This is a genomic window from Burkholderia sp. MSMB2157WGS (genome assembly GCF_001532755.1).
In the GTDB taxonomy this organism is placed as follows: Bacteria; Pseudomonadota; Gammaproteobacteria; order Burkholderiales; family Burkholderiaceae; genus Burkholderia.
The window spans coordinates 355,268-367,602 of sequence record NZ_LPJG01000011.1 but is presented as its reverse complement, the minus strand read 5'-3'; the positions used below and the strand labels follow the sequence as shown (position 1 = coordinate 367,602).

The 12,335-nt window shown below is 64.6% G+C and carries 12 protein-coding genes, 4 tRNA genes and 2 pseudogenes; 8 read left to right on the top strand and 10 right to left on the bottom strand.

Annotation, left to right across the window (positions count from 1 at the left end; translation table 11 throughout):
• Window positions 1–150: 150 nt before the first annotated feature.
• The 3 genes from WT53_RS06380 to WT53_RS06370 all read right to left on the bottom strand — a co-directional run bounded on the left by WT53_RS06380 (window position 151) and on the right by WT53_RS06370 (window position 508).
• Window positions 151–227 (bottom strand) — tRNA-Arg (locus tag WT53_RS06380).
• Between the two features lie 61 nt (window positions 228–288).
• Window positions 289–365, bottom strand: a tRNA-Arg gene (locus WT53_RS06375).
• A gap of 66 nt (window positions 366–431) precedes the next feature.
• Window positions 432–508: transfer RNA gene (locus tag WT53_RS06370), tRNA-Arg, on the bottom strand.
• 129 nt (window positions 509–637) lie between these two features.
• On the opposite strand from WT53_RS06370, the gene greB reads away from it, so the two are divergent.
• Window positions 638–1,204, top strand: coding sequence for a transcription elongation factor GreB (gene greB, locus WT53_RS06365; protein WP_034206680.1), 567 nt, complete (start codon window positions 638–640; stop codon window positions 1,202–1,204).
• Between the two features lie 103 nt (window positions 1,205–1,307).
• On the opposite strand, the gene WT53_RS06360 is transcribed toward greB, so the two are convergent.
• Window positions 1,308–2,459: a porin gene (locus WT53_RS06360; RefSeq protein WP_034206681.1), complete on the bottom strand. Its 1,152-nt coding sequence runs from the start codon at window positions 2,457–2,459 to the stop codon at window positions 1,308–1,310.
• Window positions 2,460–2,959: 500 nt separating this feature from the next.
• On the bottom strand, window positions 2,960–3,226 hold the full coding sequence (locus WT53_RS06355; RefSeq protein ID WP_034206682.1) for a hypothetical protein: 267 nt from the start codon (window positions 3,224–3,226) through the stop codon (window positions 2,960–2,962).
• A gap of 393 nt (window positions 3,227–3,619) precedes the next feature.
• Here WT53_RS06355 and WT53_RS06350 point away from each other — a divergent pair, with 393 nt between their 5' ends.
• Window positions 3,620–3,823 carry a cold-shock protein gene (locus WT53_RS06350; RefSeq protein ID WP_027783827.1) on the top strand — a complete coding sequence of 68 codons (204 nt, stop codon included), beginning with the start codon at window positions 3,620–3,622 and terminating at the stop codon, window positions 3,821–3,823.
• A 140-nt stretch (window positions 3,824–3,963) separates the two neighbouring features.
• The gene (locus WT53_RS06345) at window positions 3,964–5,091 is read left to right on the top strand and encodes an exonuclease domain-containing protein (protein ID WP_034206683.1); all 1,128 of its coding nucleotides are present in this window, start codon (window positions 3,964–3,966) and stop codon (window positions 5,089–5,091) included.
• A gap of 101 nt (window positions 5,092–5,192) precedes the next feature.
• Here WT53_RS06345 and WT53_RS06340 read toward each other — a convergent pair whose 3' ends face one another.
• Together WT53_RS06340 and WT53_RS33800 are read right to left on the bottom strand one after the other, a co-directional pair.
• Window positions 5,193–5,786: a chorismate mutase gene (locus WT53_RS06340; protein WP_034206684.1), complete on the bottom strand. Its 594-nt coding sequence runs from the start codon at window positions 5,784–5,786 to the stop codon at window positions 5,193–5,195.
• Between the two features lie 223 nt (window positions 5,787–6,009).
• Complete coding sequence (locus WT53_RS33800; RefSeq protein WP_162499609.1) at window positions 6,010–6,114, bottom strand: chorismate mutase; 105 nt, start codon at window positions 6,112–6,114, stop codon at window positions 6,010–6,012.
• Between the two features lie 240 nt (window positions 6,115–6,354).
• On the opposite strand from WT53_RS33800, the gene WT53_RS06335 reads away from it, so the two are divergent.
• The 4 genes and pseudogenes from WT53_RS06335 to WT53_RS34395 all read left to right on the top strand — a co-directional run.
• On the top strand, window positions 6,355–6,744 hold the full coding sequence (locus WT53_RS06335; RefSeq protein WP_034206685.1) for a DUF2946 domain-containing protein: 390 nt from the start codon (window positions 6,355–6,357) through the stop codon (window positions 6,742–6,744).
• Between the two features lie 128 nt (window positions 6,745–6,872).
• Window positions 6,873–9,236, top strand: coding sequence for a TonB-dependent receptor (locus WT53_RS06330; protein ID WP_034206686.1), 2,364 nt, complete (start codon window positions 6,873–6,875; stop codon window positions 9,234–9,236).
• Window positions 9,224–9,618 (top strand): annotated as a pseudogene (locus tag WT53_RS34045) (exo-alpha-sialidase); the annotation flags it as partial. The gene WT53_RS06330 and the pseudogene WT53_RS34045, both read left to right, overlap by 13 nt.
• Window positions 9,601–9,728: pseudogene (locus tag WT53_RS34395) on the top strand (TlpA family protein disulfide reductase); the annotation flags it as partial. The pseudogenes WT53_RS34045 and WT53_RS34395, both read left to right, overlap by 18 nt.
• Before the next feature lie 79 nt (window positions 9,729–9,807).
• Here the strand turns inward: WT53_RS34395 and WT53_RS06320 are convergent.
• Window positions 9,808–10,062, bottom strand: coding sequence for a GlsB/YeaQ/YmgE family stress response membrane protein (locus tag WT53_RS06320; RefSeq protein ID WP_006476609.1), 255 nt, complete (start codon window positions 10,060–10,062; stop codon window positions 9,808–9,810).
• Between the two features lie 452 nt (window positions 10,063–10,514).
• Between WT53_RS06320 and WT53_RS06315 the strand changes: the two genes are divergently transcribed.
• Entirely contained in the window at window positions 10,515–10,766 is a 252-nt protein-coding gene (locus WT53_RS06315) for a hypothetical protein (protein ID WP_034206688.1), read from the top strand.
• 148 nt (window positions 10,767–10,914) lie between these two features.
• Here WT53_RS06315 and WT53_RS06310 read toward each other — a convergent pair.
• Window positions 10,915–10,990 (bottom strand) — tRNA-Thr (locus WT53_RS06310).
• A 206-nt stretch (window positions 10,991–11,196) separates the two neighbouring features.
• Complete coding sequence (locus WT53_RS06305) at window positions 11,197–12,210, bottom strand: class 1 fructose-bisphosphatase (protein WP_006485729.1); 1,014 nt, start codon at window positions 12,208–12,210, stop codon at window positions 11,197–11,199.
• Window positions 12,211–12,335: the final 125 nt, after the last annotated feature.

Below are 12,335 nucleotides of genomic sequence, written 5' to 3'. Positions count from 1 at the left end.
TCGACGGACGGCGGCCTATGGCCGCCGTTTTCATTGGAGCTTGCTGAAACGCGGCCGACGTTGCCGGTGGCGTCCGGACTGATGGCGCGAGCGAGGGGGAGGTGGGCGCAAAAAGAAAAAGGGCTTTCCCGGAGGAAAGCCCTTTTAAGGTGGCGCGGCTGGCAGGATTCGAACCCACGACCCCTTGGTTCGTAGCCAAGTACTCTATCCAACTGAGCTACAGCCGCACGCAAAACGGTACTGCTTCAACTGTCGGAGCCTTCTGCGATGGGAAGGCCCCCAAAAAAGTGGCGCGGCTGGCAGGATTCGAACCCACGACCCCTTGGTTCGTAGCCAAGTACTCTATCCAACTGAGCTACAGCCGCACGCAAAAACAAACTTCTACTGCTTCGAACTGAAAGGGCCTTCGGTTCGGAAGGCCCTCGAAAAAGTGGCGCGGCTGGCAGGATTCGAACCCACGACCCCTTGGTTCGTAGCCAAGTACTCTATCCAACTGAGCTACAGCCGCACGCAGAAGCGGAAGTATAGCAGAGTCATATAAAAAGGGAAGCCTTATTCGCGAATAAGGTGGCATGGCCTTGGTCGACCGCCCTTCGTGTACCCTTGGGGGATCAGTCATCCACGTTGAATCTGCATCATGAACAAGGCGTTTGTCAAAGAATCGGACGGTGACGACGACGATCTCGACCAGGCTCAACCCGCGATTCCGGCGGGCGCGAAGAACTACATCACGCCGGCCGGCCACAAGCGGCTGCGCGACGAGCTGCTGAACCTGATCGACGTCGAGCGTCCCGAGGTCGTGCGGCTCGTATCGTGGGCCGCGTCGAACGGCGACCGGTCGGAAAACGGCGACTACATCTACGGCAAGCGGCGGCTTCGCGAGATCGACCGCCGGATCCGCTTCCTGACGAAGCGGCTCGATCTCGCCGAAGTCGTCGACGCGAGCCGGCAGGAGAACGTCGATCAGGTGTTCTTCGGCGCGACGGTCGATTACGAGACGCCGGACGGCGAGGATCACACGGTGACGATCGTCGGGATCGACGAGGTCGATCTCGATCGCGGCTGCGTCAGCTGGATTTCGCCGGTCGCACGCGCGCTGATCAAGGCGAGGATCGGCGATACCGTCACGCTGATGACGCCGGCCGGCCCGCAGCCGATCGATATCCTCGATGTGCGTTACCCGGCCGCGGACAGCGGGACGTGAACCCCGTGGCCGGCCCTTCGCCGGGCAGTCCGGCCATCGGCGAGACCTCTTCGCGAAAAAAAAGCGCCTCGCGAGGCGCTTTTTTGTGCCGAAGCCGCTCCGGTCAGAAACGGTGACGCAGGCCGGCAGTCACCGCGATCTGCTTGTTGGTCGACGAAGCGCCGCCGAGACCATTGACATAGGCGCCGAGGCCCAGGCCGTCCGTGCTGACTCGCTGATACACGCCTTGCACATACACGTCGGTTCGCTTGGACAGCGCATAGTCGGTCTGCAGGTTGAATTGATTCCAGCCCGGATGGCGGCCGTCCAGGAAGCCGGCGGTGTACGTGTACGACCCGGCCAGCGACAAGGCCGGCGTGAGCGCGTAGCGGGCGTTGACTTCGTAGTTGTTGAAGCGGGCGAACGTGCCGTCGAGGGCCAGACCGTTCGACACGCCCGACGCACCCGCCGAGATGCCGAGCGCCCGGTTCACGCGCGATTGCGTGAATACGAAGCCGGCCGTGGCCGGGCCGAACGTGTAGTTCAGGCCGCCGCCGAACACGCGCTGACGCTTGCCGACGAACGTGTTGTCGCCTGCCACCGCGCCGGCGCTGTTGGTGACCGCAGCCGACGTGAGGCCCGAGATGTCGTTGTTCAGCTGCAGGTAGCCGGCGCCGATATTGAAGCCGGCGTAGGAATACGACACGCCCGCGCTGTATGCGCGATTGTTCGAGAACTGGCTGCTGTTCGAGAAGCCGTACAACGCGCCGAACTTCAAGCCGCCGAAATTGACGCTCGTATATTTGACCGAGTTATTGATCCGGAACGAATTGTTCAGGTTGTCGTTATCGAACGGGTGGGCAAACTGGGTGCCGCCGAATTGCGTGCCGGTCAGCGACAGCGGCCCGATGTAGTCGACGACGCTATCGTACTGGCGACCGAGGGTGACGGAGCCGAACTGGTCTTGCGACAGGCCGACGAACGCCTGGCGGCCGAATTCGCGGCCATTCTGGCCGAGCGTGCCGTTGGCGATGTTGAAGCCGTTTTCCAGCACGAAGATCGCTTTCAGGCCTCCGCCGAGATCTTCCGTGCCGCGCAGGCCCCAGCGGCTGCCGTTGATCTGGCCGCTGCGTTCCGACCATGAGCTGTGCCCGCCCTGATTGTTCGTGTAGGTGATGCCAGCATCGATCAGGCCGTACAGCGTCACGCTGCTTTGAGCATGGGCTGCGGTAACGAACACGCCCGACAACGCGGTGACGATCAGGGTTTTTTTCATGGATATGTCTCCAAACACGATGATGTCGATCGAACCTGCGGTGGACTGGCGGTGGTTTGCTTGACGCTGTAGCCGGTCCGGCAGAACGGCGGTGCGCTTATCAGAAAGCCGTCTGCAGTGTACGGAGTGTGCGGAGCAGGGGTGTCTTACGCTTTAAGAAATAATATATTTTGGAATACGCAAAAATCGGAAAAACCGCGCAAACGGTTGCCCAGCAAGGGTTTGTGGCGGTGCAGCGAAGAGAAATAACGATCAGGACTGCCGAGGGGGCGTTGCGTGATTGCGACAGATGGGCAGTGGAGGGCGGGGGCCGCTATAGCGCGATTATTGACACATCGGCAATAGAGGTTTGTGTGGAGCATGGATAATGAAAGGTAGTTCTCTCGCTATACTGCGATCTCTGCTTTCCGAAGCAGACTTTTTCGTTGACGGAAAAGATCTCCAAACCTTTGTCGGCGCGACTTCCCAGTCGCGCTTTTTTTTGCCCGCTGCCCGGCGCGCTACGGCGTGTACGAGCGGCGCTTGCGCTTGCCCGCAGGCGCGGCGTCTTCTGCCTCGATCGGCGGCGGCGTGTAGGTCCAGTCTTCCATCACGTAGTGACGGGCATCCAGAGGCGATGCGAGCAGGTTCTGCCAGTGATCGCCGTGCCACGTCGTATCGAATTCGGTATCGCACGGCGCTTCGCGCGCGGACTCGGCCAGGGCGCGGGACTTGCGACGTACGCGCCCGAGCCGGCTCGCGAAGCGCATGATTCCGTCCAACCACATGACCCTCTCCTTCCTTTCGGCGTTGATTCAGGATCGCAACGTCACCGGATTTCCGCAACCCGGAAAAAACCCGAGGATTTTACCGAATCGATTTGTCCCCGGTAGGAATTTCACGCTCCGGATTAATGACGATCCGGTCCCGGTAATATTGACAGGTTCTTGATGCGCATCAATTAATTAAAGGCGATGGTGTACCGATTCCAGTGGTATTAGCGTCTTTTGGAGAAAGCGTTCGCTAAAAATTTTCTTGACGCGCCCGGATCGTCCAATTTATAAAGTCAGCACTCCGTCCTCGGGCGGAGCGCTGGTACGGGTGCTGGCGCGATGTTTCGGGATTTCGGGAAACGGCTATAAAAATAGCTTTTTTGATCTTATCGAGTGGGGAACGAAGACATGGATACCGGTATCGTGAAATGGTTTAACGATGCTAAAGGTTTTGGCTTTATTACGTCGGACAATGGCGGTGAAGATTTGTTTGCGCACTTTTCCGAAATCCGGATGGACGGCTTCAAGACGCTGAAGGAAAACCAGCGTGTTTCGTTCGAGGTCAAAGTCGGGCCGAAAGGCAAGCAGGCGGCGAATATCCAGGCGGTCTGACGCGCCTCGCATTGCCGATCACGTCCGGCCCCCGCATCGCGGGGGCTTTTTGTTTTCCGGGGACGGAACGAGCCGTCCGGGCTGGCCGCGAGTACGCATGCCGGTGCATACTCATGGAAGCATCGTTTCCCTGCCTTTTCATGTCCGATTCCCGTCCGTCCGATCCCGCCAGCGAGCAGCCGCTCGTCTTCGTCGACCTTGAAACCACCGGCGGTTCGCCCGCCGACCACCGGATCACCGAAGTCGGCGTGGTCGAAATCGGACCGCTCGGCGTGTCGACGTGGACGAGCCTCGTCAATCCGGGGCAGGCGATTCCGCCCTTCATCCAGCAACTGACGGGCATCTCGGACGCGATGGTGCGCGATGCGCCGACGTTCGCGTCGCTCGCGCCGGCGCTGTTCGAGCGGCTCGACGGCAAGCTGTTCGTCGCGCACAACGCGAGCTTCGACCGCGGTTTCCTGCGCGCCGAGTTCGAGCGTGCCGGCCTGGCGTTCAATCCCGATGTGCTGTGCACGGTTCGGCTGTCGCGCGCGCTGTTTCCGCGCGAATCGCGGCACGGGCTCGATGCGTTGATCGAGCGGCATGGGCTCGTTCCGGCCGCGCGCCACCGGGCGCTGGCCGATGCCGACCTGCTCTGGCAGTTCTGGCGCCAACTGCACGACATCGTGCCGCTCGAGCGGCTGCGCGACCAGATCGCGCGGACGACACGCCACTTCCGTCTGGGCGGCGACCTGACCGAGGCCTGGCTGGATACCGCGCCGGCAGGGTGCGGCGCGTATGCGCTCTTCGGCGAGCGTGACGAAGCGCTGTATGTCGGCCGCAGTGTGCGCGTACGGCAGCGGCTGCGCGCGCTGTTGACCGGCGAGCGCCGCTCGTCGAAGGAAATGCGGCTGGCGCAGCAGGTGCGCCGCGTCGAATGGCGCGAGACCGGCAACGAGCTGGGGGCGATGCTTGCCGAAGCGCAATGGATCGCCCGCTTGCGTCCGTCGTACAACCGGCGCCCGGCGGCCGACGGCGCTCGCGGGGGCGGTGCGCCCTGGCCGTTCGAAGGCGCGGTCGCGTTCGAGGCGAGCGGCGAGCGCCGCCTGTTTCATGTGATCGACGGCTGGTGCTATCTCGGTTCGGCGGAATCGCTCGATGCAGCCGCACGGCTTGTGGCCGACGCGGCGGGCGGCGCGTTCGAACCCTTCACCCATCGCCTGCTGCAGACGCATCTCGCGCGCGGCCTGCAAATGATTCCGCTCATGGCGCTGACGCCGGCGGACTGAGTGCCCGACAGCTGCACGGTCTAGTCTGGCTACGTTCAGACTTTACCGCGCTGGTCGGGCTTGAACATACAAGCGCCACGGCGCGATCCGCGCCCGCCGCGTCAGCCGATCGCGCTGGCTCCGCCGGCAGCGCAGACATGCGACAGCGCGGTATCGAGTGCCTGCGTCTGCGTGGAATCGTAGCGCGTGAGCGTCTTCCAGTTTGCGATGCTGCGCGCGAGCCGCGCCTGGCAGTCGGGCGCATCGCGCAGCGGGGCGACCTGCGCGAGACCGGCGAGCATTTTCTGCGTCAGCCGATCGAGTGCCGGGCGCGTGCTGGTCGCGAGATCGGGCGGCGTGCCTTCCGGCGGCCGCGTCGTGCGCCAGGTCGCGAACAGTGCGTTCTGCACGTCCTTGCTTGCGGCGATCTGATCCTCGAAGAACGTGCGGGCGAATGCGGGATCGACGCCGGCCTGTACGGCGCGTTTTTCGACTGCGGTGAGCAATGCCGCTTCGCGCGGCCCGTCCTCGATGGCCTTGTGATTCGCCCATTTCCATCGCGCGACCGGTTCGGCGAGCGCGAGGCGCTGCGACGCGAGCGCCACGACGTTGGTGAGGGCGGTGTCGTCGCCGTCGGCGTGAGCGATGTGAGGAGACGAAAAGAGGGCGACGCCGAGCACGGCGACAGCGAGGCTGGCACGAATGGCTTGCTTCATCGGAGCGATCGGGAGGGCCGGGCGGGCCGGACGTGGAAAACCAGAAGGATAGACGAAGACAGTCGCGCGGCGCAGCGTCGCGACAGCAGAATCAGCGGGCGAGCCGATCCGGCACCGTCAGGCTGTTGCGGCCCGGGTGCGAGGCGAATTGCGCGCGAAGCGCACGAATGAACCGCACGATAGCGATGATCGACACGTGGCGGTTACAGAACCGAACTGACGTTCACTTCGGCGCGTACAGCTTGTGCTGCTCGTCGAAGAACGCCCGAACGTGCTCGGGCAATTCGGCGAGAAATTCCACGCCGACGGGTTCCGGATCCGGGCTCATCACTTGCTCGGGCGGTGGCATGCGAGTTGGTCTTTCGTCCATGATCGTTTCTCCAGCAGGTGCAATGATTATCAACCTCGCGCTCGGATTTATGCCAGCGGCGAATCGTTAGATTTTGTCTCTGTTGTATTAACGGCACATGCGTTCCGGCGCGCGCTGCGATCCCCGGTATTGCACGCTGCACGATCGGCAACAATCGGGCTGCTTGTTATACTTGCGCGCACTTTTTCCTGGACCGCGATGAGACGAACGACGCGATGGATCGGCCTCGTATGGCTGGCGCTGGTACTGAACGTACTGTCGCCCGTCGTCGGCTACGCGCGTCTCGCGTCGAGCGGCTCCGGCGCGCTCACGCTCGAGTTGTGCAGTGCAGCGGGCGCGCGTCAGGTCGTGCTCGCGCAAGCGGGCGACGACCGCGACACGGCGTCGTTCGACCATGCCGGCGTCCCGCATTGCGTGTACTGCCCCGGCTTCGCGGCGAACGTCGCGCTGGGTACGAGCCTGCCCGCGATGCCGGGCTTCGTGCGCACGTTCGCGTATCGGGTAGCCGCGCCGATCGTTCCCGATGTGCCCCGCAAGGGCATCCGTCTCGCGCAGCCGCGCGCCCCGCCTGAAAACGTTCCGGTCTGATTGATGTCGTCCGCGCGCCCCGGTGGCGCGCGAGCCGCCCGCGACCCTGGTCCGCGTGTCGCGCCGTTCGTGCGCGGCTCGCGCGCTCGTATCCGGCGGCGTCCGATCACGTTTTCAGGAACTCACTCATGTCGTCTACTCTTGCCGCGCGGCCGTCGCGCGGCCGGCTCGCGCTTGCATGCGCGGCCGCTTTCGCATGGCCGGCCGCTCACGCGGCTTCGATGGATGATGGACGCGCCGAGGCCGCCCGCAGCGGTGGCGTCGGTCGCCCCGCCGCCGCCGCACCGGTTGCCTCGGGCGTCGCTGCGTCGGCTGCACCGGCCGGCGATACGCTGACCGCCGTCAGCGTGACCGCGCAACGCCAACCGGTCGACCCGGATACGCCGGCCGTCGTCACGTCGATCACGCGCGAGCAGGTCGATGCGCACACCAACGTCACCACCGAGGACGCGCTGAAGTACGCACCGAACCTGATGGTCCGCAAGCGCTACATCGGCGACCGCAACAGCGTATTCGCAGGCCGGGACTTCAACGAATTGCAGAGCGCGCGCGGGCTCGTCTATGCCGACGGCGTGCTGCTGTCGAACCTGCTCGGGTCGAGCTATGCGTACCCGCCGCGCTGGTCGCTGATTCCGCCCGACGACATCGCGCGCGTCGACGTGCTCTATGGCCCTTTTTCCGCGCTGTATCCGGGCAATGCGATCGGCTCGACCGTGCTGCTCACCACGCGCCGCCCGGAACGGCTCGAGGCGTCGCTGTCGACGCAGTTCTTTACGCAGCGCTACCACGACGGCTACGGGTTCGCGGACAGCTTCGGCGGCAATCACCAGACCGCGCGAATCGCGAACCGCGTCGGCCGGTTCTGGTTCGCGCTGTCGCTCGACCGGCTGGAGAACGACGGCCAGCCGATGCAGTATGCGAGCCCCAATTCGGCCTACAACCCGAAACTCGGCGCCGCCGTGCCCGTGACGGGCGCCGTGACCGACATCGGACCCAACGGCAAGCCGCGGGCGATCGTCGGCGCACAGACGATCGAGCGGACCGAGCAGCTCAACGAGACGGTCCGGATGGGCTATGCGTTCACCGATCATGTCGATGCGACGCTGACGCTCGGGCATTGGGAGAACCATTACCGGCAGCACGGCGAGACCTTCCTGCGCGATGCGGCCGGCAATCCGGTCTACGGCGGCAACGTGTCGATCGGCGGCCGGAACATGACCGTCGCGCCGAACGCTTTCGCGCCGCAGCGCGGCGACCAGGAGAACTGGCTGTATGCGCTCGGGCTGAACGGCCGGCTCGATTCCGGCTGGCGGCTGTCGGGCGTCGTGTCCGCGTACGACGTCTCGCGCGACGTACTGCGCGCGGCGTCGACCGTGCAGGGCGGCGCGGGTACGCTATTCCAGGGCGACGGCACCGGCTGGCGCACGCTCGACCTGAAGGCGGAGGCGCCCGAAGTGAAGGGGCATGCGTTCACGTTCGGCTATCACTACGACAACTACTTCCTGCGCAACGTCACGTACAACACGGCCGACTGGCTGGCCGGACCGACCACGTCGCTCGCGAGCGTCTATCGCGGCGACACGCGCGCGCAGGCGCTGTTCGGGCAGGACGCGTGGCGCTTCGCGCCGGGCTGGCTGGCGACGCTCGGGCTGCGCTACGAGCGCTGGGATGCATACGGCGGCGCGCTCGGCAATGCGAGCGGCACGCTCGGCTATGCGGACCGCAGCGCGAATGCGCTGTCGCCGAAAGTCGCGCTGCAGTGGGACGCGACCGAGGCCTGGCGCTTCCGGCTGTCGTTCGCGACGGGCACGCGATTCCCGACGGTCGGCGAACTGTTCCAGGGCACGATTTCGAACAACGCGATCGTCAACAACAACCCGAACCTGCGGCCGGAAAAGGCGATCGACTGGGATTTCACCGCCGAGCGCGACGTGGGCGTCGGCGTCGTGCGCGCCAGCGTGTTCCAGAGCGACCTGCGCGATTCGATCTACAGCCAGACGACGGTGTCGGGCGCCACGACCGTCACGAACATCTCCAACGTCGACCGCGTACGCGTACGCGGTGTCGAACTCGCGTTCAGCGGCGAGAACGTCGGGCTGCGCGGATTCAACGTCGATGCGAACGTGTCGGCGAGCAACGCGCAAATTCTCGCCGATGCCGCGAACCCGGCCTACGTCGGTTCGCGTTTCCCGCGCATTCCGCGCATGCGCGCGAATCTGCTCGCGTCGTATCGCTTCGACGAGCACTGGCTCGCGAGCGTCGGCGTGCGCTATTCGGGCCGCCAGTTCAACACGCTCGACAACAGCGACGTGAATCCGGACGTCTACGGCGGTACGAGTTCGTTCACCGTCGTCGATCTGAAGGCGCGCTACCGCTTGGATCGTCACTGGAGCGCGTCGGCCGGCATCGACAACCTGACGGACCGCCGCTACTACACGTTCCACCCGTATCCGGGCCGCACTTTCTATGGAGAACTGAAATGGTCGCTGTGAAATCGTTCGCGGCAGACCGTGCGCCGCGGTTCGCGGACCTGTCGTCGCCCGCCGGCGCGCACGATGCGCGCGGTGGGCCGAGGCCGCCGAGACGCTCGTCGCGCATATGAGCATCGGGCTGCGTCCGCGCCGGAAGCAGTCGCTCGCGACCGGCGCCGCGTTCGACGCGCGGCGCCCGCTGTGGGTTGCTTGGGTCGGCGGCGCGCATGTCGTCGACCCTGGCGACGATGCGGGCCGCACGCTGTCCGTGCCCGTCACCGTCTACGCGGTGCCGGAGCGGATCTGCACGCGCGTCGACAATCGCCCGAGGCTCGCGACGAGCCCGGCCGGGCGCGCGGTATGCGTGTCGTGGTCGATGCCGTTCGATGCGGGATGGAGAGGGGAGATGTCACGCACCGTATGGATCGGGCGCGAAGGCGTACGCGCGAAGCGCGCAGCGGATGGCTGATGGCTGACGTGCTCGACGGCTGGTTGCCGTACGCGAAGCGCCGACCAAGCCGGCGGCGCGCGGCGAACCGGCCGCGCGCCGGCCCGATGCGAAAACGCGCCCGAAGGCGCGTGGAGAGAAACGTCAGGCCGCTCGCCTGAATAGCCGGATCACGAACAGCAGGATCACCGCGCCGATGACCGCGACGATCACCGAGCCGATGAAGCCGCTGCCGATGCTGATGCCGAGCAGTCCGGCAAGCCAGCCGCCGATCACCGCGCCGACGATGCCGACGATGATGTCGACGATCAGCCCGAAGCCGCCGCCCTTCACGAGCAAACCGGCAAGCCAGCCGGCGATCGCGCCGATGATGAGCCACATAATCAAGCCATGAGTCATGGTGGTCCTCTCCTTGGAGTTGAGTCGAAATGACCGCGCGTCGGCTGCCGCACGCCGAAAAGCCGATTGAAAGCGACTGCGACCGCCGCGCCGCCCACGCAATGTAACGCGATAGACGGGTCAGGATCGTTAAGTAATGTTATGCACCCTTAAGCAGATTTGCCAGGGGATTTGTCTGCGTACGGCACGATCCGTGCGCGCCCCAGGTTTGACGAAATGAATTTGTAAGAATTGGCCACCGCTGGTGTCTATCGGCTGCGTCGGCGATCAGTGCGTGACGGTCGCGCGTCGTCGATCGCCTCGATCGAAAGCAGTGCAAAACGGGTGAGGCAGCACGGTGCGTCGCATCGCCGATCCAGGGCGTCGTGTGGCGCGGATCGGTGTAGGGCGGCCGTATCCGATGTCCGTCATCGTTCGGTATCCTGAAGGACAGGCTTCGGTCACGGTATGCGATGGAGCGGGAGATCGACCGTGGCGACCATGTCGTCGGTGCGTGCGTCGTGCCAGCGGCCGAGCCCGGGATGGACGGCGCCGGCGCGTGCGCCGTGGAGGTCGTCGATCTGGCCATCGTCGCCATGCAGGCCGTGCGCTGCGCACCGCGTGCGATGCGATCGCGGGTAGCCGTCGCGTGCGTGGAAACGTCGTGCCGATGTGTCGGCGAGGTTGCGCGGAGAACGGCTGGTGCGACGATCGGCGACGAGTGAAGCAACGTGCGCGGCGGTTGCCGAACGCGCATGCGATCGCGTGCGGCGCGATCGGCGATCGGGCGGTGCGTCGTCGAACGGCTTCGGGATTTCGGCGCCGGAAAAGAGAAAAGGCCTGACAAGCGATGCTTGTCAGGCCTTTATGTCTTGGTGCCGGAGATAGGAGTCGAACCTACGACCTTCGCATTACGAATGCGCTGCTCTACCAACTGAGCTACACCGGCAGCAGAGAAATGAAATTATATGGTGAAATCCGCGATCTTGGCAATAGGTTTTGCGAAATTTTTTCAGCTTGCTGCGGCTGCTTCGCGAAACCCTCGATCCGGCGGACTTTCCGCTTTCACTTCACTGCGACGCGACCCGTTAGGGCCACATCGCGAAGGCGCGATTGTACTGATGTCTCGCGCCTCCGTCCAGTGCTGCAGTGCAATTATTTTGCTTCGTCGTGATAGCCGGTCACGCGCTCGACTTCGTTCTTCGAGCCCAGGAACACGGGCACGCGCTGGTGCAGGCCGGTCGGTTGCACTTCCATGATGCGCTGCGTGCCGGTCGTCGCGGCGCCGCCCGCCTGTTCGACGATGAACGACATCGGGTTCGCTTCGTACATCAGGCGCAGCTTGCCCGGACGATCGGGCGTGCGCTTGTCGGCCGGATACATGAAGATGCCGCCGCGATTCAGGATCCGGTGCACGTCGGCCACCATCGACGCGATCCAGCGCATGTTGAAGTTGTCGCCGCGCGGGCCGTCCTTGCCGGCGTTCAGTTCGTCGACGTAGCGCTTGACCGGGTCGTACCAGTGGCGGGCGTTCGATGCGTTGATCGCGTATTCGCGCGTGTCGGCCGGGATCTGCATGTTGCTCTGCGTGAGCACCCACGAGCCGACTTCGCGATCGAGCGTGAAGCAGTTCACGCCGTTGCCGGTCGTCAGCACGAACACCGTCTGCGGGCCGTAGACGGCGTAGCCGGCCGCGACCTGCTGCGTGCCGGGCTGCAGGAACGATTCTTCGGTCGCCTGCTTGCCGTCCGGGCAGCGCAGCACCGAGAAGATCGTGCCGATCGACACGTTCACGTCGATGTTCGACGAGCCGTCGAGCGGATCGAACACGAGCAGGTATTCGCCGCGCGGGTAGTTCGCCGGGATCGGGAAGAACGTTTCCATTTCTTCCGACGCCATCGCGGCGAGGTTGCCGCCCCATTCGTTCGCGTCGAGCAGGATTTCGTTCGACAGGATGTCGAGCTTCTTCTGCACTTCGCCCTGGACGTTCTCGCTGCCGGCGGTGCCGAGCGCCTCGCCGAGCGCGCCCTTCGACACGTTGTAGCTGATCGCCTTGCACGCGCGGGCGACGACTTCGATCAGCAGGCGCAGGTCGGCGGGGAGGTTGTTGGTCTCACGTTGCTGTTCGATCAGGAACTTCGACAGCGTGGTGCGGCGGGCAATGGACATGACAGACTCCGAAAGGCCAAAGAATCCTTGAATGGCCGCAATTTTACCCGTCGCGCCTCCGGTGCCGCCGGCTTTTTTCGTCCGGTTACATGGCCGGCCGCCGGGTCGGGGCGGAGTCGGGCGGC

Excerpts from the sequence above, each read along its gene's own strand:
- WT53_RS06305 (WP_006485729.1), bottom strand. The coding sequence starts at position 12,210 with ATGTCCATTGCCCGCCGCACCACGCTGTCGAAGTTCCTGATCGAACAG.
- WT53_RS06350 (WP_027783827.1), top strand. The coding sequence starts at position 3,620 with ATGGATACCGGTATCGTGAAATGGTTTAACGATGCTAAAGGTTTTGGC.
- WT53_RS06345 (WP_034206683.1), top strand. The coding sequence starts at position 3,964 with ATGTCCGATTCCCGTCCGTCCGATCCCGCCAGCGAGCAGCCGCTCGTC.
- WT53_RS06320 (WP_006476609.1), bottom strand. The coding sequence starts at position 10,062 with ATGACTCATGGCTTGATTATGTGGCTCATCATCGGCGCGATCGCCGGC.
- WT53_RS06330 (WP_034206686.1), top strand. The coding sequence starts at position 6,873 with ATGTCGTCTACTCTTGCCGCGCGGCCGTCGCGCGGCCGGCTCGCGCTT.
- WT53_RS06340 (WP_034206684.1), bottom strand. The coding sequence starts at position 5,786 with ATGAAGCAAGCCATTCGTGCCAGCCTCGCTGTCGCCGTGCTCGGCGTC.
- WT53_RS06335 (WP_034206685.1), top strand. The coding sequence starts at position 6,355 with ATGAGACGAACGACGCGATGGATCGGCCTCGTATGGCTGGCGCTGGTA.
- WT53_RS33800 (WP_162499609.1), bottom strand. The coding sequence starts at position 6,114 with ATGAGCCCGGATCCGGAACCCGTCGGCGTGGAATTTCTCGCCGAATTG.
- WT53_RS06360 (WP_034206681.1), bottom strand. The coding sequence starts at position 2,459 with ATGAAAAAAACCCTGATCGTCACCGCGTTGTCGGGCGTGTTCGTTACC.
- WT53_RS06355 (WP_034206682.1), bottom strand. The coding sequence starts at position 3,226 with ATGTGGTTGGACGGAATCATGCGCTTCGCGAGCCGGCTCGGGCGCGTA.
- greB (WP_034206680.1), top strand. The coding sequence starts at position 638 with ATGAACAAGGCGTTTGTCAAAGAATCGGACGGTGACGACGACGATCTC.
- WT53_RS06315 (WP_034206688.1), top strand. The coding sequence starts at position 10,515 with ATGGAGCGGGAGATCGACCGTGGCGACCATGTCGTCGGTGCGTGCGTC.